At 39.4% G+C, this 26,659-nt stretch carries 18 protein-coding genes; 11 read left to right on the top strand and 7 right to left on the bottom strand.

Translation table 11 applies throughout. The annotated features are described in order from the left end of the window. Positions 1-169 precede the first annotated feature (169 nt). The 4 genes from WAE64_RS15295 (at position 170) to WAE64_RS15310 (ending at position 6,705) form a co-directional block, all read left to right on the top strand. Positions 170-1,423, top strand: coding sequence for a TolC family protein (locus WAE64_RS15295; protein ID WP_340237886.1), 1,254 nt, complete (start codon positions 170-172; stop codon positions 1,421-1,423). Between the two features lie 170 nt (positions 1,424-1,593). Continuing rightward, entirely contained in the window at positions 1,594-2,712 is a 1,119-nt protein-coding gene (locus WAE64_RS15300; RefSeq protein ID WP_340237888.1) for an efflux RND transporter periplasmic adaptor subunit, read from the top strand. A 164-nt stretch (positions 2,713-2,876) separates the two neighbouring features. Beyond that, a complete protein-coding gene (locus WAE64_RS15305) occupies positions 2,877-5,984 on the top strand; it encodes an efflux RND transporter permease subunit (protein WP_340237889.1) in 3,108 nt (1,035 codons plus the stop codon). A 313-nt stretch (positions 5,985-6,297) separates the two neighbouring features. Continuing rightward, positions 6,298-6,705, top strand: coding sequence for a DUF1003 domain-containing protein (locus tag WAE64_RS15310; protein WP_340237890.1), 408 nt, complete (start codon positions 6,298-6,300; stop codon positions 6,703-6,705). A 126-nt stretch (positions 6,706-6,831) separates the two neighbouring features. On the opposite strand, the gene proS is transcribed toward WAE64_RS15310, so the two are convergent. Next, positions 6,832-8,307: a proline--tRNA ligase gene (proS, locus tag WAE64_RS15315; RefSeq protein WP_340237891.1), complete on the bottom strand. Its 1,476-nt coding sequence runs from the start codon at positions 8,305-8,307 to the stop codon at positions 6,832-6,834. Between the two features lie 340 nt (positions 8,308-8,647). On the opposite strand from proS, the gene WAE64_RS15320 reads away from it, so the two are divergent. Together WAE64_RS15320 and WAE64_RS15325 are read left to right on the top strand one after the other, a co-directional pair. Beyond that, positions 8,648-9,937: a hypothetical protein gene (locus WAE64_RS15320; RefSeq protein ID WP_340237892.1), complete on the top strand. Its 1,290-nt coding sequence runs from the start codon at positions 8,648-8,650 to the stop codon at positions 9,935-9,937. Between the two features lie 237 nt (positions 9,938-10,174). Continuing rightward, on the top strand, positions 10,175-11,707 hold the full coding sequence (locus tag WAE64_RS15325; RefSeq protein ID WP_340237893.1) for a hypothetical protein: 1,533 nt from the start codon (positions 10,175-10,177) through the stop codon (positions 11,705-11,707). Between the two features lie 103 nt (positions 11,708-11,810). On the opposite strand, the gene WAE64_RS15330 is transcribed toward WAE64_RS15325, so the two are convergent. From WAE64_RS15330 to WAE64_RS15340, 3 genes are all read right to left on the bottom strand, one after another. Further along, entirely contained in the window at positions 11,811-12,335 is a 525-nt protein-coding gene (locus tag WAE64_RS15330; RefSeq protein WP_340237895.1) for a shikimate kinase, read from the bottom strand. Positions 12,336-12,372: 37 nt separating this feature from the next. Next, positions 12,373-13,482 (bottom strand): BT_3928 family protein, encoded by a 1,110-nt coding sequence (locus WAE64_RS15335; RefSeq protein ID WP_340237896.1) that lies wholly within the window; start codon positions 13,480-13,482, stop codon positions 12,373-12,375. Positions 13,483-13,592: 110 nt separating this feature from the next. Continuing rightward, positions 13,593-14,144 carry a DUF1599 domain-containing protein gene (locus WAE64_RS15340; protein ID WP_340237898.1) on the bottom strand — a complete coding sequence of 184 codons (552 nt, stop codon included), beginning with the start codon at positions 14,142-14,144 and terminating at the stop codon, positions 13,593-13,595. A gap of 88 nt (positions 14,145-14,232) precedes the next feature. Here WAE64_RS15340 and folP point away from each other — a divergent pair, with 88 nt between their 5' ends. Then, positions 14,233-15,081 (top strand): dihydropteroate synthase, encoded by an 849-nt coding sequence (folP, locus tag WAE64_RS15345; protein WP_340237900.1) that lies wholly within the window; start codon positions 14,233-14,235, stop codon positions 15,079-15,081. On the opposite strand, the gene WAE64_RS15350 is transcribed toward folP, so the two are convergent. Continuing rightward, entirely contained in the window at positions 15,068-15,685 is a 618-nt protein-coding gene (locus WAE64_RS15350) for a hypothetical protein (protein WP_340237901.1), read from the bottom strand. The genes folP and WAE64_RS15350 overlap by 14 nt on opposite strands. 28 nt (positions 15,686-15,713) lie before the next feature. Further along, positions 15,714-16,025, bottom strand: a complete 312-nt coding sequence (locus tag WAE64_RS15355) for an autorepressor SdpR family transcription factor (RefSeq protein WP_340237903.1) — start codon at positions 16,023-16,025, stop codon at positions 15,714-15,716. Positions 16,026-16,617: 592 nt separating this feature from the next. Between WAE64_RS15355 and thrA the strand changes: the two genes are divergently transcribed. Next, on the top strand, positions 16,618-19,077 hold the full coding sequence (gene thrA, locus WAE64_RS15360) for a bifunctional aspartate kinase/homoserine dehydrogenase I (protein ID WP_340237905.1): 2,460 nt from the start codon (positions 16,618-16,620) through the stop codon (positions 19,075-19,077). A gap of 223 nt (positions 19,078-19,300) precedes the next feature. Here thrA and WAE64_RS15365 read toward each other — a convergent pair whose 3' ends face one another. Then, entirely contained in the window at positions 19,301-20,263 is a 963-nt protein-coding gene (locus WAE64_RS15365; RefSeq protein WP_340237906.1) for an alpha/beta hydrolase fold domain-containing protein, read from the bottom strand. A 265-nt stretch (positions 20,264-20,528) separates the two neighbouring features. On the opposite strand from WAE64_RS15365, the gene WAE64_RS15370 reads away from it, so the two are divergent. From WAE64_RS15370 to WAE64_RS15380, 3 genes are all read left to right on the top strand, one after another. Further along, entirely contained in the window at positions 20,529-21,776 is a 1,248-nt protein-coding gene (locus tag WAE64_RS15370; protein WP_340237907.1) for a 3-phosphoshikimate 1-carboxyvinyltransferase, read from the top strand. Between the two features lie 69 nt (positions 21,777-21,845). Next, positions 21,846-22,769 (top strand): aspartate carbamoyltransferase catalytic subunit, encoded by a 924-nt coding sequence (locus WAE64_RS15375; RefSeq protein WP_340237909.1) that lies wholly within the window; start codon positions 21,846-21,848, stop codon positions 22,767-22,769. A gap of 342 nt (positions 22,770-23,111) precedes the next feature. Further along, positions 23,112-26,534 carry a 3-coathanger stack domain-containing protein gene (locus WAE64_RS15380; RefSeq protein WP_340237911.1) on the top strand — a complete coding sequence of 1,141 codons (3,423 nt, stop codon included), beginning with the start codon at positions 23,112-23,114 and terminating at the stop codon, positions 26,532-26,534. The last annotated feature ends 125 nt before the right edge of the window (positions 26,535-26,659 follow it).

Genomic DNA, 26,659 nt, shown 5'->3' on the forward strand with positions numbered 1-26,659 from the left:
TTTTTAGGGTACAGTATTGTAAAAATACAATTTTAATCTCTTGTTTTTTTTATAAGTAACTGATTTTAAGTACTTTATGTGTTTGTGTTTTAGTTTAATCTTCTTTTAATCCTTGTTTAATGCGGGTATAATTCTTTGCCAACAATTTTGCTGTATCAAAACAGCAACAATGAAACGCATTCGATACACTTTTTTATGGTTTTGCCTATTAGCCATAAAAACTGCCTCAGCACAAGATACCCTTCACCTGACGCTCCCACAAGCCGAAGAAGAGTTTACGCACAAAAACCTGCAATTAATTGCAGCCAAAATGGGTATCAACGAAAGTAAAGCTTATGAATTGCAAGCGAGTTTAAGGCCAAATCCGAGTTTGTATCTCGAACACATGCCTTATAATACGCAAAGAAAAGAATTAGGAGGTTTCAGCAAAAACAATGCACAACAAGTTTTGCAATACCAACAGTTGTTGGAGGTTGCAGGTAAGAGAAACAAAAGGGTAGAACTGGCACGGCTGAACACCGAGCAAATACAGAACCAAACTTTGGTTTTGCTTCGTGATTTGCAATATGCGCTTCGTACTTCTTTTTATGATTTGTACTACCAACAACAACAATTGAAAGTATATGATGAGGAGATTCTGACCTTGCAGCAAACGGTTAACCTTTATCAACAACAATTTGATAAAGGCAATGTACCTCTGAAAGACCTGGCTCGCCTTAAAGCCTACCTTTTTAACCTGAATACAGAAAGACAGCAGATTTTAGCAACAATTATCGACGACCAAGCTGACTTGAATGTGTTAACCAATAATGTTGGCACATACATAGTAGCCGATGCAAACTTGCCAATCGTTAACCTGAATCAGTTTAAAATAGGCGATTTGGTAACGCAAGCAGAAGAAATCCGCAGTGATTTGAATGTAATAAGAACAGGCGTAAAACTAGAAAACCAAAACCTGGTTTTACAAAAGGCACTGGCAAAACCAGATATAAACCTGCAACTGAATTATGACCGTAACGGTGGATACATCAGTAATTATCTGGGTGTAGGTGTGGGTATTTCGTTGCCATTCTTTAACAAAAACCAAGGTAACATAGAGGCGGCTAAAATACGTATCCAAACGGTGCAAACTGCTTTGCAGGCTTCGCAACTACAAGTACAGCAAAGTGTAATAAGTGCTTTTAGTAAGGCCTTACAAGCGGATAAAATGTATCAGACTTTTGATAATCGCTTTACCACCGACTTCTCGAAACTAATAGATGGGGTAATAGTAAACTATAAAAAACAGAATATCGACGTGGTCGAATTCATAGATTTCTTCGATTCGTATAAGAATACCGTTATCCAGTTTAACCAATTACAAAACAACCGCATGAAAGCCTTCGAAGACCTAAACTACGCAGTTGGGAAGGTAATCATTTAGTGAATGTCTTGAACTGTGCCGCGACGGCGTACCGTTTTAACTGATTTGTTTGATTTACCTGATTTAGAGTGTAGTTGTCATTATAAATCATTAAATCAGGTAAAACGGTACGCCGTCGCGGCACAGTTCAGACAAATAAATCAGGAACGAAATTTAAAACAATACGTAAAATGAAAACGCTTAAAATATTCAATATATTAATAATTGCAGGGCTGGCAGCATTTTCGGCTCTAGGATTGGCTTCTTGTACTAACTCAGAAGCAGAAGATAAGAAAGACAGTGTTGCAGATAATTCTGCGCTTACGCCTGAACAAATGAAACATCTGGTAACAGCAGATGCCGAAATAAAAACAGTTGCTAATGATTTGAGCCTGACTGGAAAAATCCAGTTTAACGAAGATAAAGTTGTGAAAGTATTTCCGCTGGTAGGTGGTCATATTGAAGATGTAAAAATAGAATTAGGCGATTATGTGCAAAAAGGACAAGTGCTGGCTGTAATCAGAAGTGGTGATTTAGCCGATTTGCAACAGCAGGCAATATCAGCTCGTTCGCAACTATCAGTAGCACAAAAGAATGCCCAGGTAGCTGAAGATATGTCGAAATCAGGCTTGGCTTCGCAAAAAGATTTAGTAGCAGCACAAGAGCAATTACAGGCAGCTAAAGGTGAGTTGAACCGTGTAGGCGAGCGTCAGAATATACTAGGTGGTAATGGTTCGGTATATGTGGTAAAAGCTCCGGTTGGTGGTTATGTGGTAGAGAAAAAAGCTGCGCCGGGAATGGAGCTGCGCTCTGATGACCCAGAAAACTTATTTACGATAAGTAATCTTGACCAGATTTGGGTAATCGCCAATGTTTACGAGTCTGACCTTGCAAATGTGAAATTGGGTTATTCTGCCGATATTTCAACGTTGGCGTATCCGAACAAGGTTTTTAAAGGTAAAATTGATAAGATATTTAATGTACTAGACCCAAGCTCTAAAACCGAGCAAGTAAGAATAGTATTGAATAATAATGATAAGAATTTCTTTCTGAAACCAGAGATGTTTGCTAATGTACATCTGGAATATGCCGGAACCGACCAGAAAGTGGCGATTCCGTCGAAAGCGATTGTTTTCGACAAAAGCCAGAACTACGTGGTGGTATTACAAAACGGCAAAGATTTGCTTGTAAAACCAATTGAGGTCTATAAAACAACTGGCGAAACGACCTATCTTACCAGTGGATTAGCCCCCAACGAAAAGGTGATTACTGATAACCAACTTCTTATTTATCAAGCATTGAATAATTAGTGATTTAGTGAATGAGCGAATTAGTGATTAAGATGCTGATAATCAGCTTCTATGGGTGCGTTTTGCCCTGAAAATGACAATTTCTAATCACAAATTCATTTAATCTCATATACCATTTAATCACTCAACCACTCATTCGCTAAATCACTAAATTTATTTCTCTCATGAACAAGTTCATTAAAAATATTATAGCGTTTTCGTTGAAAAATAAATACTTCATATTTTTCATGACGCTCGTGGCAATAGTAGCAGGTTTTATCAGCTATCAGAATACCCCCGTTGAGGCATTTCCTGATGTAACCAATACTCAGATAACTATTATTACTCAATGGCCAGGCAGAAGCGCCGAAGAGGTAGAAAAATTTGTAACTGTTCCTTTAGAAATTGGTTTGAATCCGGTTCAGAAAAAAACAGACATTCGCTCAACAACAGTTTTTGGATTATCTGTTGTAAAAGTAATGTTTGAAGATGAGGTCGACGATGCTTTTGCACGCCAGCAGGTAAATAATTTATTGCGTGAGGTAGACCTACCCGAAGGTGCAAACCCTGAGGTAGAGCCACCTTACGGGCCAACCGGAGAGATTTTTAGATATACACTCGAAAGTCCGACAAGAAGCGTAAGAGAGCTGAAAACCTTACAAGACTGGGTAGTTGAGCGTAACCTGAAAAGTGTGCCTGGGGTAGCCGATGTAGTGAGTTTTGGGGGTGAGGTAAAAACATACGAGATTTCAGCCGACCCACATAAATTACTTGATTATGATATTACGCCTATCCAGTTGTATCAGGCCGTATCAAATGCGAATATCAATGTTGGTGGCGATGTGATTGTGAAAAACTCAGAGGCTTATGTGGTTAGAGGAATCGGTTTGTTGAAAGGCGCAAAAGACATTGAAAACATTGTGATAAAAAATGCCAACGGCGTACCCATCTATGTAAAAAATGTGGCTAATGTGTCAGAATCAGCATTGCCAAGACTCGGCCAAGCAGGTAGAGACAATAAAAGTGATGTGTTGGAATGTATAATTGTGATGCGCAAAGGCGAGAACCCGAGCCAGGTAATTGAAAAAGTAAAAGCTAAGATTGAAGAGATTAACTCGGGTATTTTGCCAAAAGATGTGAAGATAAACACTTTCTACAACCGTGAAAACCTGATTCATTTTGCTACGCACACCGTAACGCACAATTTGCTCGAAGGTATCATTTTTGTAACCTGTATCGTGTTCTTGTTCATGGCCGACTGGCGTACAACTGTTACGGTTTCAATTGTTATTCCTTTAGCCTTGCTGTTTGCTTTTATCTGTTTACGCTTAAAAGGCATGTCAGCTAACCTACTTTCAATGGGTGCAATCGACTTCGGTATTATTGTAGATGGTGCTGTGGTAATGGTTGAAGGTATCTTTGTAACGCTCGACCAACTTTCGCACCGAATAGGCATGGAGCGTTTCAATAAATTATCTAAACTAGGTTTATTGAAGAAAACCGGAACCGAATTGGGCAAAGCCATTTTCTTCTCGAAAGCCATTATTATTACCTGTCTGATTCCGATTTTCAGCTTTCAGAAAGTAGAAGGTAAAATGTTTAGTCCATTGGCCTGGACATTGGGCTTTGCCTTACTTGGTGCATTGATATTCACCCTTACGCTAGTACCTGTATTGGCAAGCATACTTTTGAAGAAAAACGTAAAAGAGAAACACAATGTGTTTGTAGAGTTTTTAGAAAAACAATCGTTGAAACTCTTTTCGATTACCTATAAACACAAAAAACTGAGCCTGCTCGTTGCCTTGATATTGGTTGTTGTTGGTTTTTTCAACTTTAAATTTCTGGGAACAGAGTTCTTGCCCGAACTCAACGAGGGCTCAATATATGTAAGAGCGAGTATGCCAATGAATATTTCGTTGGAAGAATCGGTGAAACAAACCCAGACCATGCGGGCAATCTTTCAGACTTTCCCTGAGGTGAAACAGGTGATTTCTCAAACCGGACGCCCTAACGACGGTACCGACCCAACCGGATTTTATAATGTTGAGTTTCTGGTAGATATTTATCCGAAAGAAGAATGGAAAAGACATATAACCAAAGAGCAGTTGATTGATGAAATGAACAAAAAACTGGCTATTTACCCCGGTGTATTGTTTAACTTCTCACAACCAATCATGGATAATGTAGAAGAGGCGGTATCAGGCGTGAAAGGTAGCATTGCCGTTAAAATATACGGTCAAGACCTGCCAACGTTAGAAACAAAAGCTACTCAGGTGTACGATCAACTGAAAACAGTAAAAGGTATTGAAGACCTCGGGGTCATCAAAAACATTGGTCAACCAGAGTTAAGAATTGAGCTAGATGAACAAAAGCTGGCGCTATATGGTGTAAATAAAGCCGATGCACAGGCAGTTATTGAAATGGCCATAGGAGGGAAAGCCGCAACACAGATATATGAAAACGAACGCCATTTTGCCTTACGCATTCGTTATGCACCACAGTTTAGAAGTAACGAAGAGGCTATCGGAAACCTCATGATTCCAACATCAGTTGGCAGCCAGATTCCGCTGAAAAGTGTGGCGCATATTTACTCACAAACCGGCCCCGTTTTGATTTTCAGAGAAGCTAACCAACGTTTTATTGGGGTTAAATTCTCAATTCGTGGCCGAGACATGGGCTCTGCCATTGCCGAAGCACAGAAAAAAGTAAATGCAGTAGTAAAACTAGACAAAGGCTATAAGATGAAATGGGCCGGCGATTTTGAGAACCAACAACGTGCTACTGCCCGTTTGGCACAGGTGGTACCTATCAGCTTGCTTTTGATATTCCTGATACTGTTTGTGCTGTTTGGTAATATAAAAGATGCAGGTCTTGTATTAACTAATGTGCCTTTTGCCATTATTGGGGGTATTGCCTCACTGCTTATTTCGCACACCAATTTCAGTATTTCGGCAGGTATCGGGTTTATTGCCTTGTTTGGTATCTGTATTCAGAATGGTGTAATTCTGATTTCGGTTTTCAAGAAAAACCTGCATGATAAAATGACACTCAATAATGCCATTTTTGAAGGTGTTCGTTCAAGAATACGCCCCGTAATCATGACAGCCCTAATGGCCATGATTGGTCTGATTCCGGCCGCTATTTCAACAGGTATTGGGTCGGAAACCTCAAAACCACTGGCTATTGTGGTAATAGGCGGGCTGATAACAGCTACTTTGTTAACATTATTTGTTTTCCCACTGATATTTTATGTGTTCTATCGGAATAAGTTTGCCGAGGCACTTGAAGAGTAACACAGGTTTTTATATTAGTACAGTTTTAAATTTCACGGTAATGCATAATAGCAGGGAGCTTTGCTCTCTGTTATTATTTGTTTGTACTATTCTGTAAAAGAGGTGGTTAAATAATAATAGTTGAGAGCTAATTGCCATTAATTTACTGAATTTTAAGATATATAAATTCTTGGTAAATTGTATTTTTTGTAGAGACGTATTGCAATACGTCTCTACAGAAATTGTTTTTTTAGTTTTATACAGTAGGTGAAATTTTAATATACTTTTGCATCATTAGAAAAAATCAGAATTTAAGTGCAAAAACAAAAAATGTATGGAAAAAGATTTACTCGAAGAAGATAATATCCCCACAAATTTTGGCGATAGAATGGCCGATAAAATAGCTTCTTTTGGTGGAAGCTGGACGTTCATCTTATCGTTTATGTCATTTCTATTTATCTGGATTTCCTTTAACATCTATTGGCTGAATAATAAAGGCTTTGACCCATATCCGTTTATTCTTTTAAATCTTATTCTATCATGCATTGCTGCGCTACAAGCGCCCGTAATTATGATGAGCCAGAACAGACAAGAAGAAAAAGACAGAGAGCGAGCCAAAGAAGATTTAAAAATTAACCAGAAGGCAGAAGAAGAAATAAGAAGCCTGCACGAAAAACTAGATTTGTTGATTCAACAGCATAAGGAGTTTAGAAAAGAAATGCAGACACGTAAGACGGAATGATATTCCGTCAAGCAGTTCAACGGAATGCCATTCCGTGAAACAGAAGACTAGATTTTAAGAAAAGAACTATAAAAAGTAAGGCGAACCCAAAGGTTCGCCTCGCTTATGAAAAACAAGATTGCTCAATTAATAAGCTCTCGCAAATATTACACGTTTTGATGATGGTTTGCCTGTTAATATACAAGTACCTTCTTCCTCTTTGGCATCAAGCGGAATACAACGGATAGTTGCTTTGGTTAATTCCTTGATTTTCTCCTCAGTTTCAGAAGTACCATCCCAGTGGCAATGTAAGAAACCACCTTTTTCGATTTGTTCCTTAAATTCATCCCAGGTATTTACTTCAAAAGAGTTTTCTTTTCTGAAATTCAAAGCTTTCTCATAAATACTAGCCTGAATTTCATTCAATAAATCTTTCACATAAACTGCTATGCCTTCAAGCGGACGAGTTTCTTTGCTTAAGGTATCTCTACGAGCTACTTCAATCACACCGTTTTGTAGATCTCTCATACCAATTGCCATACGCACAGGCACACCTTTCAGCTCATATTCAGCAAACTTCCAACCCGGGCGTTGTGCATCGCTATCATCAAACTTCACAGTTATGCCATAAGACTTCAATTCTTTCATAATTGGCGTAATAGTTTCTTTGATAGTTGCAAGGTCTTCTTCCCCTCTGTGAATAGGCACTATCACAACATGGATAGGGGCTAATTTTGGCGGTAATACAAGACCGTTGTCGTCAGAGTGAGCCATAATCAAAGCACCCATCAGGCGTGTACTAACACCCCACGATGTACCCCATACATAGTCAAGTTTCCCTTCTTTTGATTGAAACTTCACATCAAATGCCTTAGCAAAGTTTTGGCCTAAAAAGTGAGACGTACCAGCCTGCAACGCTTTACCGTCTTGCATCATGGCTTCAATACACATGGTTTCTTCGGCACCTGCAAAACGCTCATTGGCCGATTTAAAACCCTTTACCACAGGCACAGCCATAAACTCTTCGGCAAAGGTAGCATATACATCAAGCATTTGCTTGGTTTCGGCTATGGCTTCGTCGCTGGTTGAGTGGGCTGTGTGGCCTTCCTGCCACAAAAACTCTGCTGTACGTAAAAACATACGTGTACGCATTTCCCAACGAACAACGTTTGCCCATTGGTTAATCAGAATCGGCAGGTCACGGTAAGATTGTATCCAGTTTTTATAGGTGTTCCAGATAATAGCCTCACTCGTTGGTCTCACAACCAGTTCTTCTTCGAGTTTAGCTTCGGGGTCAACCATGAGTGTGCCAGGCTTTTCAGGGTTATTTTTTAAGCGATAATGCGTTACTACTGCACATTCTTTGGCAAACCCTTCGGCATTTTTTTCTTCTGCTTCAAACAAGCTTTTGGGTACAAAAAGCGGGAAATATGCATTGGTATGCCCTGTTTCTTTAAACTTATCGTCTAAAGCACGTTGCATTTTTTCCCAGATTGAAAACCCGTAAGGTTTGATAACCATACATCCTCTTACCGCTGAATTCTCAGCCAAATCTGCTCGCTTAACTAATTCGTTGTACCACTCCGAATAATTTTCACTACGTTTTGGAAGCCCTTTACTCATAAATTGTTTGATAAATAATTAAACTTTATACCCTGAAATGAATCTAATAGATATATGTTTCGTTAATATTATATCTACGAAAAGCACAATCTGGTCTGATTTTAATCAAACTTTCATTCAGATTGGCTTGCAAAGATAAGTTTTTATATTAAGTTTGTCATAGATAATTATGTTACTTTTAGGTAGCATAAGGCTAAACAAACAAAAGTGTGTGCGAGAGGCGGGGTTTGTAAAAAATTTGTTATTTTTTTTTAATGCCGTACAACCTTTTTAAACGCTCGCGCATCATTCACATAGAATGAAGTTTATTTTTAGTTCACAATTAATTATTAGAGATAAAATGAACACTTTGAAATCTTTCAGGTATCTATCGGTCGCAGTGCTTCTGGGTACTTGGGGTTGTAGTCAAAAACAAGTTGCTACCAAAGGTGATTACGATGACCTTTACGGCTCGTCGAAAGATGCGCCGCAGGTAACTTATAAAACTTCTACGCAACCTTCAAATATTTACCAAAATCCTGACTATACAGATAATCTTCGTTATCAGAGAGAGGAAACTCCTGTTCAAGCTGAAGGAACTGACGAGTATTTTGATGAGAACTATGTAAACTCTCGTAAAGTACAACGTAGTTACTCGGCAGAGCCGGGTTATTCTTCGGGTTTCTCTGATGGTTATCAGTCAGGTTGGAATGATTACGCATGGAGTCAACCTGTAGGTTGGGCCAGCCCTTTCAACCGTTTCGGTTATAATTCTCCATTCGGATTTAATTCATGGAATTCGTGGGGTGGATTTAACAGCTTTAACATCGGCTTTGGCCTAGGCTACGGCTTTGGTAATGGCTGGGGTGGTTGGGGTAACCGTTTCTACGACCCATTCTGGGGTGGTGGTTTCTACAACCCATATTATGCAATGTATAGCCCTTGGGGCATGGGTGGCTGGGGTAGTCCGTGGGGTTTCAGCCCTTATGATTACTACGGTTATGGTGGATACGGTGGTTTTGGCGGATTTGGCGGCTATTATGGCTATCCACGCTATATTTACAACGTTACATCAGGTGTAGATGGTTTAGCAAGAACACGTACGTATGGCCCACGTGATGGCGGTAGAGCTTCGGGCGTTTACAACGACCGTTTCAATAATACTGCTGTAAGAAATGTAGAAAATGCTCGTCGTGGCGATGCTAACGCAAGAAGCTACTCAGGTTCTGGTACAGGTAGAAGCTATTCAAACAGCGATGGCTACTATGCCACACCAAGAAGAAATGGCGCAGGCAACTCATCGTTCAGCAACTCTCCAAACTCACGTTCAAGCAGCAGCAGTAGCAGCAGCGATGCCTACTACGCTCGCCCTCGTAGAAATGGTGGTTATGAAGGTAGTAATTCTGCCAGAACGTATGATTACAGCCGTCCTTCTTCATCTTCTTCTCGTTCATCTAATAGCTGGTCGAGCGGAAGCGGTAACACAAGAAGCTCATCAAGAGGTTCTGATAGCTGGTCAAGAAGCCCATCTTCAAATTCAACATGGAGTGCACCTAGCCGTAGTTCAAGCTCAAGCAGCAGCGGTAGCGTAGGTGGTTCTCGTGGTGGTGGTGGTAGCAGCGGTGGCGGCGGTAGCCGTGGCCCAAGATAATAGCCCGCTATCAAAAACAATTAGGGTAATAAGTTTGTTAAGCTCGTATGAGTAAACGTGGAAACGTTCTAGAGTATAGTAAAATATTCAGAAACCTCGCTGGATCATCATTGTTTGGCGAGGTTTTCTATTAAAAAAGCTTTGGTAATTGTACCCTTAAAAAAGAAGAATGATTAAACAACTACTCGGATAAATTATCCTTGTTACAAATTCTTCAATCATAAAGTTTATAAGAAAATGAAAATCTCACGCATTCTGATTACAACTTCTCTATTAATGGGAGGAATCGGAGCTAAGGCACAATTGAATTTAGGTGGGCACTTTTATGGTGAAGATGCCTTTAGATTCTCTGAATCGAAAATTTCCGGCTCTGCCCGTATGCAAGGCTTAGGTGGCGGATACGTTTCTTTGGGTGCCGATGCCACTAACAACTACACAAATCCCGCAGGTTTAGGTTTTTATAACCGCTCTGAGCTGAGCATTACACCAGTACTTAATTCTGTAAACGTATCATCGTTATATGCAGGCGGTACAACCAATAGAAGCAATACCAGCCCAAATATCGGGCAGCTAGGTTTGATATTCAGCAATAGCGGTATCGGAACCCGCAAAAAACGCTCGGCATTTGCTGTTACTTATTCACGTCAAAATAGTTTTTTGGCAAATACCAATTATACAGGTACAAACCAACGCAGCTCAATGGCCGATTTCTTTGCTGAAAGAGCTACCATAAGAGGTGCAAACTCAACCACACTCGACCAGGAATTTAACCCTAATACAGGAATAGCCTCTTCGTCTACTGCCATGTATTACCAGTCATACCTTATCGACCCTTCGGCCAATGGCAATGCGCCTTATTATGTTATGGAAGAAGGCTTACCAGTGCAACAAACCGGCGATATTGCCACAACAGGCTCAACGAGCCAGTGGAATTTGGGTTATGGTATCAATTTCGACGATAAAACCTATATTGGTTTAGGTATTGGTTTTGTACGCTTAAACTATGACAACGTAACAACGCATAATGAGCGATTCCCGACTGGTACGGTCTTTAATGGTTTTGAGTATGGCGAAGACCTATATGTGCGTGGAAGCGGTGTAAACTTCTCTGTTGGTGCTATCTACAAAGCTACTGAGAATGTGAGCTTAGGTGCCAGTTTAATAACACCATCGTGGATAAGCGTAAGCGAGCTTTATAATTCTCATATATTTATAGACCCAAAATCGGGTAATTCGGTAGTTCCGCAAGGAGCTGTTAGAAATATTGCAACTGAAGAAAATGTGTTTTCGTACTCGCTTACAACGCCTTTGAAAGCAAGCGGTGGAGCAACATTTTTCTTTCCTAATAAAGCAGGTTTTATTACTGCCGATGCCGAGTATGTAGGTTATAGAGGTATGGGTATCAAAGACCCTCAGGATGGGTCGTGGGGGCCTGAGCAAAAGAGACGTGTACAAAGTACTTTTAATGATGTTGTAAACGTGAAAGTAGGGGCAGAGTACCGTGTGCAGAATGTACGTGTGAGAGCAGGTGCTAAATTTATGCCAGACCCATACAAACAGAGAATTGACAACCTGAACCGCTCACAAATGCTTTTTACAGGTGGTATTGGCTACCGTTCGTCTAAATTCTTTATCGATTTAGCGGCAGTTTTCAACCAGTTCAAAAGTGCTTATACGCCTTATGAGTTGAGTAACCCACAAAATTATGCTTCGGCTAACCTAACTACAAAAGCTACGAATTTTGTGGTATCAGTAGGTACTTTCTTCTGATAAATGCCATAATTGGAATAACTGATGAAATACAAATAGAGTAAAAATGAAAAGCCCAATCAACTGATTGGGCTTTTCTGTTATAGGGACTGTTTTAGCAAACCTATTGTATTTTCTTTGCAAACTCTGCTTCCAGTATCCACAAGATAGCTGCCGGGTCGGTATCACCTTCAATCGTAATATCAGCCTGCGTATAAAAAGGCAAGCGTTCGTTGTATTTTTCGGTGAGCGTAGTCAGTAAATCTTTGTTTTCGAGGTCGTAAAGTGGCCTTTCGTTTTTCTTCGATAACTGCATTCTTTCCAGAAGTCGGTTTGGTTTAACGTCCAGAAAAATACTTATACCATTTGCTTTAATGTATTCGAGCCCGTCCAGAAAACAAGGTACTCCACCACCGGTAGCTACCACAAGACGCATATCTTTTTGTATTTTTTTCAATTGTTGATTCTCGACTTTCCGGAAGTATTCTTCACCATTCAGGGCAAATATCTCCGAAATTTTCTTCCCCTCTGCGGTTTCAATTCTGGCATCTAAGTCAACAAATTCGTATCCTAAACTTTTGGCTAATTGCCTCCCCAAAGTACTTTTACCTGAAGATGGCATACCAACTAGAAAAATATTTGTAGTCATTCTGTCTGTTTGGGCGTAATTTAATTAGTATATGTGTCTATTTTAATTTTTCTTCAAGTGTAGCCTTATCTGGTATGCTATGGTTACCCCATTTTCCTTTTACTACTCCATTTTGTAACAAAATCACACATGGATTTGTTCGTGCCATTGTCTTTAAAACGGTTGCATCTGCAGTAAAATACGGCGTTGTAAGGCCATTTGTTTGCCTAAACTGTTCAAACTCACTTTGTATAGCTGATGTTAGTACTAAAGGCTGAATGATGCTTCCTTCTACACTTTTAGCTAGTGCTTTTATTTCTGCTATCTGATTGCTATTTACATCTTTTATATTCTTGAAAACCAACAGTACTTTGTTGCCAATAAAAGTAGAGTCGGTGTACACATTTCCTTCCGAATCGTTTACAAAATAATCAGTGATTTTAGGCTTCACTTTATCATCATTCAGCGTAATTGACGATACATATTTATAGGCAGTGGTATCCATCAAAAACTCACTCGATTTTATCTCTTTATTAGCCTTTTTATCCAGGAAAGTATATTCAAAAATAGGTTTCACACCCGTTGGCTTCATTTGCTCTGGTATGCTTTTGCCAATAGCATAAGGTAAGAAATCGATTGGTGGCAAATACATAATGGCATAAATACCTATACCAAATGATAGTATTGTAACCACAGCCATTACAGCGTGCAGGTTCGAATCTTTAAAGCCATTGCGGTAAATAAAAATAATCAGGATAAGAACCGTAAGGAATATGTCTTTGTTAAACGATGTCCACGGTTTTAGTTTCAGAAAATCGCCGAAACAACCGCAATCGGTTACTTTGTTGAAGTATGCCGAATAAAATGTAAGAAAAGTAAAAAACACAATAACAGCCAGTAGCAACCAAGCCGTAATTTTCATGCGGTACGATAGGAGCGTAGCCACACCCAGAATTACTTCTAAGGCACAGAAAATCAACGAAAGTGCGAGTGAGTTATGGGCAAAGAACATGAAGAAATTTTGCAGGGCAGGAATATCCTGCGAAAAAACCTCAAAATATTCTTCTAGTTTAATACCTGTACCCACAGGGTCAACTACTTTAACAAAACCGGAGAAAATAAATATAACGCCTACAATAATGCGTGAAATGTGTGCGATAAGTTTCATAAATAAATAAGGTAAGGTTTAAAAAGTCAGCAAGAAAACCTGTTTATTGTGCAAATATAGCCTCGGCCTGAAAAGCCATTTGTTAATTACTTGTTAACACAAGCAGAAATTTATTGCTGGCTTTGGGCGTGCCCAAGTTTGATTAAACAAAACACAGCATAATTGATAATGTCCTGATAACCCGCCTTTATACCCTCCGAAACGATGGTTTTGCCTTGGTTATCTTCTATTTGCTTAATTCTGAATAGTTTCATCAGAATAATATCGGTCATTGAGCTTACACGCATATCGCGCCATGCCTCGCCGTAGTCATGGTTTTTGTTGAATAGCAATTCCATTACTTCGGCAATTTCGGCATTGTATAAATCATGTAGCTGCTCAAATGGTATTTCTATTGTGGTTTCATCAACCAATTTCTGCTGAATCAATGCCATTACGCAATAATTGATAATGCCGATAAACTCAGGCACTTCGCCTTCATCAACCCTGCTGAATCCTTTATCCTGAATGGTTCTGATGCGTTGAGCTTTAATAAAAATCTGGTCGGTGATGCTAGGCAGGCGGAGTATTCGCCATGATGTACCGTAATCTTTGTTTTTTTTCTCGAAAAGGTCCTGACAAATCTTTATAATATTGCGGTATTCAATCTCAGTTTGGTTCATGCAAGCAATCCGAAACGGATAAATTTAAGGAATTCTGAATAATATATTCTATTATTGCAAAACTATAAAACTTCGGCACTTAAACCAAATGAGCCACATAAAAACCTACCAAATTAAGCTCCCGAACGGGCAATTAATGGCTTTAAACAGGCCGACTGTTATGGGTATTCTGAATATTACGCCCGACTCTTTTTTTGAAGGTAGCCGCTACGAAGCCGATGCACAACAGGTTGTAGATACCGCTGCTAAAATGCTGGCAGACGGCGCAATTTTTATTGATATAGGGGGCTACTCAACCCGCCCAAGTGCAGCCGAAATCAGCATTAATGAAGAGATTGACAGAGTTGTGCCTGCCATTGAGGCTATAATGAAGCATTATCCTGATGCCATTATCTCTATCGATACTTTCCGTAGCTCGGTAGCAAAAGCGGCCGTGAAAGCAGGAGCGGCTATTATTAATGATATTGCAGGCGGAAACCTTGATACCGAAATGTTTCAGACCGTGGCCAATTTAGATGTGCCTTATATTCTGATGCATAGCCGAGGTACACCCCAGACCATGACAAGCCTCAATCAATATAATAACCTGACGGTTGATGTAATTGGTGAGCTGCAAAGCAAGGTTTTTGAACTGCGGCAATTGGGTGTGAAAGATATTATACTCGACCCTGGTTTCGGATTTGCCAAAGGCCCTACGCAAGGCTTTGAAATGATGCGCAATTTACCGGCATTTCAGATACTGGAACTGCCTTTGTTGGTGGGTATTTCAAGAAAATCAATGATTTATAAAACGCTGAATGTTACTGCCGACGAAGCATTAAACGGTACAACTGCCCTAAACATGATTGCGCTTATAAACGGGGCGCATATTTTGCGTGTGCACGATGTAAAAGAGGCCGTTGAAACGGTAAAGCTATACGAGGCTACCTACTTGTAACCACATTACGGATAAGCCTGATGATGATGCCATAGAAAATAACAGCACCAATAAACACCAAACCCCACGAAACAAGGCGGCTTTCGGTAAAGTATAAAAAGAATACCGTGCCTGCAATGCCCACCCAGAAAAACAAACGTGCTGTGAAACGTTGCAGTTTACGATAGTTTTTTTCCTGGAAGCCCTTCGTAAACCAGTTATTGCCCGCAAAGGCACTACTAGGGTGAAGGTTTGACTGAAAATTGCCACTGGCAAATAAAAACAATGATAAAGCTACGCCAAGATACCGTGGCGGAATGCTCTCGCCTTCGGAATAATGGAGGAGATAATAAAAAAGAATTAAGCCTAAAGCCGATAAATACGAAGACCAGATAAGCCTGATGCGCTTGTCGCTACGAATCAAAAAATCGGCGTTTGGTTTCTTGGTGTCAAGATACTGCATGAGTAGCGGCAGAAAATAAAAAAGCAATGCAGCAGACGAATACAAAATAATACTTCTGGTTTGCCCTGCAAGCATTTCGGGGTTCCAACTGGCAAACAGATATATAAAAGGAGCTAATGCAACGCCAATAATTAGCAATTCGAATAACAATTTGCGTTTCATGTTTTCAATAGTATAAAGTAGCCGGATTTTACTCAGTAATAGAACGAGGTCCTACTTGCAGACGGATTCTTGGTTTTTCGGCAGTAGCGGGTTTAAACTGAATAAACCATGCCAGAATTTCGTCCATCACAGTCATATTAAGCGAGTAGTAGATAAACTGCCCTTTCTTTACAGAAGCTACCAGATCAGCCTGTTTCAATAAATCAAGGTGGTGCGAAATACTCGGCTTGGTCATATCGAAGCGTTCGGCAATGTCGCCTGCAGTCATGTCGCCGTCTTTCAGCATCTCTAATATTTCTCGGCGAGTTGAGTCGTTTAAGGCTTTAAATAAGCTATTCATTACTTGAAAAAGATATATAAGTTTTATTGAACAATTGTTGCTAAACGTTAGTAAGTATAGCGAAAATAATAATAGATATTAAAATCTGATAACCACGGAGTTTCTCGGAGTAAAAGCACTGAGTTTCACAGAGTTTTAGATGAAAATTATCGCTTAACTCCGTGCAAAACTTAGGGCAACTCTGTGGTAGAATAAAATCAATTAATCATGCATGTATACTTTGTACGAAATACAGAATAATTTTTGTAATAGCCAAATTTTATTGCTTAAATATTTAGATAATCTTCTAAATGATGGTAGGTGAAAATTGTTTTTCTTTGAAAAACACAATTTTGTCGGCAATTTTCTTGGATTCGTATATAAATCATTATATTTGCAGACACTTCATCAATAATCCGCCCCATTCCTAGCAGAAGTGGGGTATTTTTTTGAAATTATTGTTATTATTAAATTAATTAATAACGTAAAATGGACTAAAGCTCGCGTATAGCAATACCTTTGTTATATTAGTCGGCGATCGCAACGGCGCACCATTTTATTCGCTGTTGTTCGACGATCAATCACTCATTGTATTTTAGATAAAGGAAGAATAATGAAAGTTTTAAAATTTGGGGGTACCTCTGTTGGCACAGTAGAAAGTATTAATCAGGTTATTCAGATTATCAAAGAAAACCTTGATGAAGGTCTTAAAATAGCCGTAGTGTATTCGGCAATGGGTGGTGTAACCAACCGTTTGATTGAGGTTGGTAAATTGGCCTCACAAGCCGATACCGAGTATTTAGAAACCCTACGCTCATTAGAAGAGCGTCATTTCAATGCGGTTAGGGGTTTGATTGATATAAAAAACCAAAGCAGTGCCATTGCCAAAGTAAAAGGACTGTTCAACGAGCTCGAAGATTTGTTGAGAGGTGTATCGTTGATTAAAGAATTATCGATGCGCACGCTTGATTTAATTGTGAGCTTTGGCGAGCGTTTATCGACCACCATTATTACTGAAACCCTCAAAAACCGAGGCATTGAAGCTGAATTTCTGGATGCACGTAAGGTGATAAAAACCAACGATATTTTTGGCTATGCCGACGTAAATTTTGAACTGACAAACGAACTGATTCGCAAGCATTTTGCGCAAACGAATAAATTACAGTGTATTACGGGTTTTATAGGCTCTACTATTGATGGGGTTACAACAACCCTCGGCCGTGGAGGTTCTGATTACTCAGGTTCTATTTTTGGAGCTGCGCTCAATGCTGCCGTTATTGAAATCTGGACAGACGTAAACGGTATGATGACCGCCGACCCACGTAAGGTAAAAAATGCGTTTACGATACCAACCATTACTTATGCCGAAGCAATGGAGCTATCGCACTTTGGCGCAAAGGTTATTTATCCGCCAAGCCTCACGCCAGCTTTCTATAAAAATATTCCGATTAAGATATTAAACACATTTAACCATAAGCATCCCGGTACGCTTATCAGCAAAACTGCCGAAACCAAAGAGTATTCTATCACAGGTATTTCGTCGATTGATGATATTGCGCTGGTAAACCTGCAAGGTGGCGGTATGATTGGTGTGGCTGGTATTTCGGCCAAATTGTTTACTATTCTGGCAAAAAACAAAATCAGCGTTATTCTTATTTCGCAGGCATCGTCAGAGCATTCTATCTGTTTTGCAGTAGACCCTAAGTCGGCCTATGGTGTAAAAGAAATTCTGGAAGAAGGTTTTGCTACTGAAATAGCACAAGGCTTGCTCGATAATATTTCTATCGAACAAAATCTGTCGGTGCTTGCCGTAGTAGGCGAGGGCATGAAATCAAGCTCGGGTACTTCGGGTAAATTGTTTTCGGTATTAGGTAAAAACGGTATCAATGTAGTAGCTACTGCACAGGGTTCGTCAGAGCTTAATATATCGGTAGTTATCTACAAAAAAGACATTGGTAAAGCTCTCAACGCTATTCATGAAACATTTTTTCAGGTCGATGGTCTTACCCTCAACCTATTTCTGGTTGGCGCAACAGGGCTTATTGGCAGCACGCTGATACGCCAGATTCGTGAGCAACGTGATTATCTGAAATCTCGTAAAAATCTAAATATCAGGTTGGTTGGTGTTACCAATACCCGCAAAATGCTTTTAGACGAAAGCGGAATAAGCCTTGAAAACTGGAAAGAAGAATTGCTCGAAAACGGCGATATTGCCAATATAGGTTCGTTTGTATCTGATGTACAAGACCTCAACCTACCATATAGCGTATTTGTTGATTGCACGGCCGATAAAAACATTGTACAATATTATTACTCTTTGTTAAGTGCCAGCGTTTCTATTGTTACGCCTAATAAAGTGGCTAATTCGGGTAAGTTTGAGCAGTATTTTAATCTGCAAAAAGCGGCTCAGAAACACGGTGTGAAATTCTTGTATGAAACCAACGTAGGGGCAGGCTTGCCGATTATAAACACGCTGCAAGGCTTGATTACAAGTGGTGACAAAATTCATAAAATTGAAGCGGTGCTTTCGGGTACTTTGGCTTATATATTCAACAATTTTAAATCTGGCGACCGTTTTGTAGATGTAGTACGCGAAGCCAAAGCAAAAGGTTATACCGAACCAGACCCACGAGATGACCTAAGCGGACAAGACGTAGCTCGTAAGATATTGATACTATCAAGAGAATGTGGGCTGAAACTAGAGCCGGACGATGTGAAAATTATCAATCTCTTAAATGATGCTTGCTTGCAAGCAAAAACAGTTGATGAGTTTTTTGTAGAACTTGAAAAAGACAACGATAGATTTGAAAAACTACTGGCCGAAGCCGAAGCCAAAGGAGAGGTATTACGATACATTGCCACGCTCGATGAGGAGAGGGTAAGAATTGAACTAAAAACAGTAGGCCGAAATCATCCGTTCTTTAGTTTAGCAGGTTCCGAAAACATTGTTTCTTTTACAACCGAGCGTTACAAGCATAATCCATTGGTTATCAAAGGCCCGGGTGCAGGCGCAGAAGTAACCGCCTCAGGTGTATTTGCCGATATTATGAGTATTAGTAGCTACCTCGTTTAAGAATTACGAATTAGCGAATGGCGAATTAGTGAATAAGTAATTTTACCTTACGTTTAAGTTATTTGCCACAAAGTACACTAGAACACAATGTAGCACAATATTTATTCGCTAATTCACCATTCGGAATTCACGATTATAAAAGCAAAAAGCCTCCTGAAATCAATCAGAGAGGCTTTTGTGCTTATATATATGTAGGTAATTTGTTTCCTTCTATGAGTCAATTCTAGTTGGCTGCATTACTGTTGTCGCCAAAGAAAACTAACGTTTTGTCGATTGTTTCACTTAATAACATCCATTCATGGCCTTGTTCAGGATAGAAATTGTAAGAATTAACTACGGCATTGGCTTGTAGCTGTTGTCTTAACAATTCGCCTTGGTCTGATGGAATAAATTCATCTTTACCTCCATAAAACAGAATTGTCGGCGGAGCAACTTTAGACACCTGGAAGCGTGGACTAGCTCTTTTAAAGGCATCAGGATTAGTGCCGTATGGCTGACCAATCAGGTTTTCAATATCTTGCCCGAATTCACCTACACGTATTTTATCAGAGGTAAGGTCGGTAGGGGCGGCAATTACCGAAACACCCTTCACATTTTTCGATTTATCTACTGTATAGGCATAGGCTAGGGCTAAATGGCCACCTGCACTGGCACCTAAAAGATAGATTTTATCAGAAAAATTATATTGTTGGCGCATCGACAGAATTTTGTTGATGAGCGTACCTAAATCTTGTATCTGTTGGTCATATTTTATACCGTTCTGGAATGTAAGTCGGTAGTTGGCGTTTACAATTACCCAGTTATCGCCTTTTTCTTTTATCTGGCTTACATAATTTTTCATAAAGCCTTTATCTAACTCTTTCCATGAGCCACCGTGTAAGATAATTACTACTTTGGTTTGTGTCGGAGAGCGTCGTGCCGGAATATGAATATCAAACTTCTGAAGTTCGTCTGGCCCATAAGAATCATGCATGATGTCTTGTGCTGAGGCATTAATGAAATCATTTGCAGGAGTCGGCGTTGTCGGATTCGTTGGGTTGGTCGGATTAGTAGTTCCTGTTGATGTTGTATCTGTTGTTCCTACGTTGTCGCCACCTTTAGATGGAATAATGTCTTCCATAACCTCGCAGGAAGTAAGCATGGTAAGCGAGGAAAAAAGAACGAAAGCATATATGATGTTTTTCATGATTTGTTGTGTGTTTTATTTTTAGATTGTGTGTGCTGATTCTTGCTGATAATGTTCAAAATTTTGTTCCAAATAGCGTTAGCGACGAAAAATAATAAAATTATTTGCTATTTGGGGAAAATAATCCCCGAAAACTGTGAAAAATAGTCAAAATGCTAGTGTTATTAAAAATTAGAGATATTTTCAGGTTTATCCTGCCGACATTAAGCAGAAACCCTTAATTTTGCAGATGAAATCAGATCGTACGACAAATCAAATTTATATTTTGGAAAAAGTAATTCTCTACAAAAACTCTCAGGTATTTGACGTAAAAATTCAACTTGCTTCTTCGAAGTCAGAAAGTAACAGAGCCTTGATAATCAATGCTTTATCTGGTTTTAAAGGAGATTTGCAAAACCTTTCTTCTGCCCGTGATACCCAAACCATGATTCGCCTGCTTCAATCGACCGATGCAGTTGCTGATGTAATTGATGCCGGCACAACCATGCGTTTCCTGACGGCCTATTTTACGGCTACCAATCAGGCTAAAACCATGACAGGCACCCCTCGTATGTGCGAGCGCCCTATCGGAATACTGGTAGAAGCCCTGAAAACCATTGGTGCAGAAATTGATTATCAAAAACAAGAGGGGTATCCGCCTTTGCAAATTCATGGCATTGGTGAGCAAAAAAGTAATGAGGTAACAATCAGAGGCGATGTAAGCAGCCAGTATATTTCGGCTTTGCTGATGATTGCTCCTACTTTACCACAAGGCTTAACGATTCACCTGACCGGAGAGCTAGGCTCAATTCCGTATATAAAAATGACCCTTGCCCAGATGCAAGCCTTTGGCGTAGAAGCTGAAGCAAACTGGGAAGAGAAAGTAATAAAAGTTGCTCCGCAAAGCTATGCACCAACCAGCTATCAGGTAGAGTCCGACTGGTCGGGGGCAAGCTATTGGTACAGCATAGTAGCCTTATCGACTTTTGAAGATACAAAAGTTGAATTATTTGGCTTAAAAGAAAACTCATTACAAGGCGATAGCGCCATTGTTGAAATAATGTCGCAACTAGGCGTAAAAAGCACTTTTACCAAAGATGGCGTTTTATTGACAAAAGTTCCGGCACAGAACTCACTAACGTGGGATTTTACCAATTGCCCTGACTTGGCGCAGACCGTAGCCGTAACCTGCGTTGCTAAAGGCATTGAGGCTACTTTTACAGGCATTGAGAGCTTAAAAATAAAAGAAACCGACCGTATATTGGCTCTACAAAATGAGCTTGCTAAATTTGGTGGCAGCCTTACAGAAGTAGTAACCAACACTGAATACAAGGTGTCTGGTTCTGGCTTTGCCTTTGGTAGTGCCGATATTAGCATTGCAACTTACGACGACCACCGCATGGCTATGGCATTTGCACCTTTGGCGATGCTAACCGATGTAACGATTGAAGAGCCCCACGTAGTTGTAAAATCTTACCCAAGTTTCTGGGATGATTTGAAAAAAGTTGTTTCAATCGAACAACCAACCGTATGATTTTTATAAGCCCCTTTTGTGTATTGGGGCTTTTTTTTTAATTTTGCCAAACATACTTCTCCAATCAAGATGCAATCATTGAGTACCAAACATCTACTCGGTATAAAAGACCTTACAACAAACGATATTCAACTTATTTTAGAAACAGCTAAAGAATTTAAGGAGGTTATAAACCGCCCGATTAAGAAAGTACCCACGTTGAGAGATGTAACGATTGCCAACGTATTTTTTGAGAATTCTACCCGCACACGCCTTTCGTTCGAATTAGCAGAAAAAAGACTTTCAGCCGATGTTGTGAATTTTTCTGCATCTGGCAGCTCAGTGAAAAAAGGTGAGACCCTGCTCGATACCGTGAATAATATTCTGGCCATGAAAGTAGACATGATAGTGATGCGACACAGTAGCCCCGGAGCACCTCATTATTTGTCGAAAAAAATAAAAGCCAATATCGTAAATGCCGGAGACGGCACACACGAGCACCCAACACAAGCCTTGTTAGATTCTTTTTCGATGATGGAAAAACTAGGCGACTTGGCAGGTAAAAAAATCGCAATCATTGGCGATATTCTACACTCAAGGGTAGCACTTTCAAATATATTCTGCTTGAAGAAACTAGGTGCTGAAATTACCATCTGTGGGCCAAATACGCTTTTGCCGAAATATATCAGCGAAATTGGGGTCAGAATCTCGCATAGTGTCAAAGAAACCCTACAATGGTGCGATGTAGCCAACGTATTAAGAATCCAGTTGGAGCGTCAGCAAATCAAGTACTTCCCGTCTTTAAGAGAATACTCACTCTATTTTGGTATAAACAAGCAAATGCTCGATGAGTTGGATAAAGAAATTGTATTGATGCACCCGGGGCCAATCAACCGAGGAGTGGAGCTATCGAGTGATGCCGCCGATTCGCACCACTCAATCATACTTGATCAGGTTGAAAACGGAGTGGCCGTAAGAATGGCAGTCCTTTATCTTATTTCGCAACAAATATAGATTTATAGATTTTTGTATAGCAATGGTTTGTGTTAAGTTTCTTTAAGAGCAGAAATTTAATACAAACCATTTTTTATATATTACAATGTTTTCGTATTATTGTATCAATAAAAAATCTGTGATAATAAAAAGTAAATTCCCTGTTATTGAGTTTATACTTATATTCTTCACATGCCAATAGTCATAAACGCTTTTTTGATGTAGAGAATGCTGTTGCTAAAAAACCTCTATTTCTCAAAATCAACGCATTAAAATTTCAAGCCTTGAAAACAGAAGATTAACCGGATAATCATACATCCGGCGCTGTGTTACTGTGTATATCTAAACTTTAATTGTTATTGTATGAAGCAACTTTATGTGATTCTGTTTTTTCTTATTTCTTATGTTTCTACTGCCCAGAAACTCTTAAAAGACATCGTGACTAGCAATGCCAGCTCGCACCCACGAAACATGGTAAATGCCAATGGAAAGCATTTCTTTGTAGCAAGAGGTATAAATTCAAACTCAGAGCTTTGGGTAACTGATGGTACTGAAGCGGGGACAATTCAGTTAACCTCATCAGATTCGTATAATAATTCAATAATTTTAAGTGGTTCAACAGTTTATCCCTTAGGAGGCAAAGTATTATTCAGTGCTTATAATTATTTAAATGGAAATTATCAACCTGCCGAGTTATGGATTAGTGATGGTACTGTTGGAGGTACCACACGTGTAAAAGACATTAACCCTTATGGGGGGTCGTATCCATCTTATTTTTTTAGTTTAGGTAATAAATATGTCTTTTGGGCTAATGATGGAGTAAATGGCACAGAGCCTTGGATAACTGATGGCACTGAATCAGGAACTATGAGTTTGGGCGACCTAAATCCGGGAGCAAATAGTTCGTATCCCTACAGCTCTACATCATTTGCTGTTGTAAATTCTAAACTTTTTTTTTCAGCCATTTCCCAGTATGGAGGCTACGAGCCTTATGTAACAGACGGAACTCCTTGGGGTACATATAGGCTGAAAGACATAAACAACGGTTCTAGTTCATCAAGTGCTAGTAACTTTATTGTTTTGGGTAATAAAGTGATTTTTACTGCCAATGATGGAATAAATGGTAATGAACCATGGGTGAGTGATGGCACGGAGCAAGGTACTTTTATGTTGAAAGATATTTATCAAGGCCAGTACTCAAGTTACACAAATAGTTTGATTGAGTTGAATGGCAAAATAATATTCAGAGCCGAAAGTAATGTAAATGGTGCCGAGTTATGGATAAGCGACGGTACTAGTGCGGGAACCAAGCTTTTAAAAGACATCGCACCTGGAAGTAGTTATGGAAGCCCACAAGATATGATTAAGGTAGGAAATAGTATATTTTTTACGGCATCTGACGGTACAAATGGTAGAGAATTATGGAAAACTAATGGTACTACTGCCGGAACTGTAATGGTAAAAGATATAAACCTAACAAGTACCGGAACTGACAATTTTACATTTAGTAATTACAATAGACCGTTTTTAAATGTAAACGGAACCTTGTTTTTTCTAGCAAATAGCGGTCCTGAAGGTTTTGAACTCTGGAAAAGTGATGGTACTGCAAACGGCACAATGCTCGTAAAAGATTTTGTGCCTGGCCCTGCAAGTGCAGAGTACAACAATTTTCAGGTATTGGGTTCAAATATTTATTTTTCTGTTCCTGATACCGATGGTAAAAATGTATATTATAAAAGCAATGGCACAAGCGCCGGAACGGTGCCTATATCAGATGCGAACCCAAATTTACCATTTGAAAATGTATATCCGCTATTAGCCATCGGAAACAGTTATTTTTATTTTGCTGCTTATAATGCAGCCGTTGGGTATGAATTGTTTAAAACAGATGGCACTACTACAAGCTTAGTAAAAGATATTGACATGAATCAATTCAACGCTAGTAGCAGTTTTAATTATAAGGCTGGGCTGAATAATAATTTGTTTTTTAACTACAATGATAATTTGCGTGGAAATGAGGTTTGGAAAACCGATGGCATGAATAATACAAATATTGTTAAGGAGCTAAGGAAATATCCAAATAATTTTTACGATTATTATTCTACTTCTACTGATGTTTATGGTTTATTTACATTAAATGATTATACCTACTATTTCTCAGATTATGCTATCTGGCGTACAAATGGCTCATCTCCCGAGATTTTTGCCACTACAAATAGCTCTTCAGTTTCAGTAATACGTTCTAATAACAAAATTCGGTGGGCATACTCAGGGCAAATATTTGAATCAGATGGTGAAAGTATTAACCTCATTAAAACACTTGACGATTATAGCTATAGCTATGGCAGTAACATAGTAGCTGATTTAAACGGAATTACCTTTTTTACTTATAGCACTAATAGTAATGGTAATGAACTATGGCGAACAGACGGTACTGCTGCCGGAACCTGGATGCTGAGAGACATTAACTGGGGTCCAACTCATACAGGATTTGGGAATTTTCGTAAAGTAGGAAATAAACTATTTTTTACCGCAAACGAGATGAACACAGGCTATGAACTTTGGGTAACCAATGGTACTTCGGAGGGGACATATATGGTAAAAGATGTGTTGCCGGGGTCTAGTAGTTCTTATTTACACAGTTTTACCAATCTGAATGATAATCTATTAATTTTCTCAACGAGTAATGTATATCCGCAGAAACTCTGGAGAAGCGACGGCACTGAGTCTGGTACTTATATGGTTCCTGATGCATATGGAGGTAGTACGTACCCGAGTTCTTATGAGTCAGGCGAATTTGGAGTATTAAATAACAGGGTTTATTATGAAGCCTATACAGGAAATGGGTATAGATTATATTCGAGCGATGGAAACTCAACTACACAGGTACACAGTGAAGTAGACCCAGAGGCTATGATTAAATTCAAAGACCAATTGTTTTTCAGAGGGGCAAAATACTACGGGAGTGAAGGTTATGAACTCTGGAAAACCGATGGTACAGCAAGCGGTACAACCCTTGTAAAAGATATTTACCCCGGATACCCAAGTTCTCGCCCGTCGAAGTTCTTTGTACATAACGATAACTTATATTTTCTGGCCGATGACGGCATACACGGGCAAGAACTCTGGGCACTTACCCCTTGCGCCGATAGCCTTAATCTAAATTCGGGATTATCGGGTACAAATACTTATCAGGCAAGCAAAGTAATTGTGGGCGAAACTGCCAATAATATTTCTTCAACAGCCAATATTACTTACGATGCCGGAAAATACGTATTACTAAAACCAGGCTTTAATACCTCTGAGGGTGCTGTGTTTCAAACCAAGCTGGTAGGTTGTGGCAATAGTAATCAGCCTCAAAGTAATGCTCCACAAGAGCCAAAACCACTAGATGAAAAAACGGCAATGTATATTCAGGATATGCAAGAGGCACCAAGCATTGAAAACTTTATAGAGAAAGGTGATAATCAGGATTTAGCACTGATTTGGGCCAAATATCTTGAAGAAAGCAGAATTGCTACTGATAAAGAACGCCAACTACAATATGAAGTAAATAAACTGAACGAACAACAAAAGGATGTAAAAGCAAGCAACAACCAAGAAACGCTAAACAACTATTACACCTCAAAAGCCCAAAAACAACAAGCCTACCAAGAGGCAAAACAAGAAGCAGGGCAGTATAGCTATGTTATTGTTCCTGTAAGAGACGCAGCAAACAAAAAACTCGGCTATGATTTAACCATCTATGCCGCCGGAAAAATGCATCAGTCGGCTATAAGGTATTAATACTTTGCTAACGATAAAAGGCGCATCATGCGCCTTTTATCGTTGTATGAGCCAGAAAACTAGAGACTGTAAATTAAACTGTGTCAAGGTAAAATTTAGCTAAAATGTTAATTTTACTTTAAACA

The organism is Emticicia soli, assembly GCF_037860775.1.
Taxonomy (GTDB): Bacteria; Bacteroidota; Bacteroidia; order Cytophagales; family Spirosomataceae; genus Emticicia; species Emticicia soli.

What these genes read in the sequence shown, in the direction of transcription:
- WAE64_RS15380 (WP_340237911.1), top strand. Translation starts at nt 23,112, where the DNA reads ATGAAGCAACTTTATGTGATTCTGTTTTTTCTTATTTCTTATGTTTCT.
- WAE64_RS15305 (WP_340237889.1), top strand. Translation starts at nt 2,877, where the DNA reads ATGAACAAGTTCATTAAAAATATTATAGCGTTTTCGTTGAAAAATAAA.
- WAE64_RS15335 (WP_340237896.1), bottom strand. Translation starts at nt 13,482, where the DNA reads ATGAAACTTATCGCACACATTTCACGCATTATTGTAGGCGTTATATTT.
- WAE64_RS15325 (WP_340237893.1), top strand. Translation starts at nt 10,175, where the DNA reads ATGAAAATCTCACGCATTCTGATTACAACTTCTCTATTAATGGGAGGA.
- WAE64_RS15350 (WP_340237901.1), bottom strand. Translation starts at nt 15,685, where the DNA reads ATGAAACGCAAATTGTTATTCGAATTGCTAATTATTGGCGTTGCATTA.
- WAE64_RS15320 (WP_340237892.1), top strand. Translation starts at nt 8,648, where the DNA reads ATGAACACTTTGAAATCTTTCAGGTATCTATCGGTCGCAGTGCTTCTG.
- proS (WP_340237891.1), bottom strand. Translation starts at nt 8,307, where the DNA reads ATGAGTAAAGGGCTTCCAAAACGTAGTGAAAATTATTCGGAGTGGTAC.
- WAE64_RS15375 (WP_340237909.1), top strand. Translation starts at nt 21,846, where the DNA reads ATGCAATCATTGAGTACCAAACATCTACTCGGTATAAAAGACCTTACA.
- WAE64_RS15355 (WP_340237903.1), bottom strand. Translation starts at nt 16,025, where the DNA reads ATGAATAGCTTATTTAAAGCCTTAAACGACTCAACTCGCCGAGAAATA.
- WAE64_RS15340 (WP_340237898.1), bottom strand. Translation starts at nt 14,144, where the DNA reads ATGAACCAAACTGAGATTGAATACCGCAATATTATAAAGATTTGTCAG.
- folP (WP_340237900.1), top strand. Translation starts at nt 14,233, where the DNA reads ATGAGCCACATAAAAACCTACCAAATTAAGCTCCCGAACGGGCAATTA.
- WAE64_RS15295 (WP_340237886.1), top strand. Translation starts at nt 170, where the DNA reads ATGAAACGCATTCGATACACTTTTTTATGGTTTTGCCTATTAGCCATA.
- thrA (WP_340237905.1), top strand. Translation starts at nt 16,618, where the DNA reads ATGAAAGTTTTAAAATTTGGGGGTACCTCTGTTGGCACAGTAGAAAGT.
- WAE64_RS15330 (WP_340237895.1), bottom strand. Translation starts at nt 12,335, where the DNA reads ATGACTACAAATATTTTTCTAGTTGGTATGCCATCTTCAGGTAAAAGT.
- WAE64_RS15310 (WP_340237890.1), top strand. Translation starts at nt 6,298, where the DNA reads ATGGAAAAAGATTTACTCGAAGAAGATAATATCCCCACAAATTTTGGC.
- WAE64_RS15365 (WP_340237906.1), bottom strand. Translation starts at nt 20,263, where the DNA reads ATGAAAAACATCATATATGCTTTCGTTCTTTTTTCCTCGCTTACCATG.
- WAE64_RS15300 (WP_340237888.1), top strand. Translation starts at nt 1,594, where the DNA reads ATGAAAACGCTTAAAATATTCAATATATTAATAATTGCAGGGCTGGCA.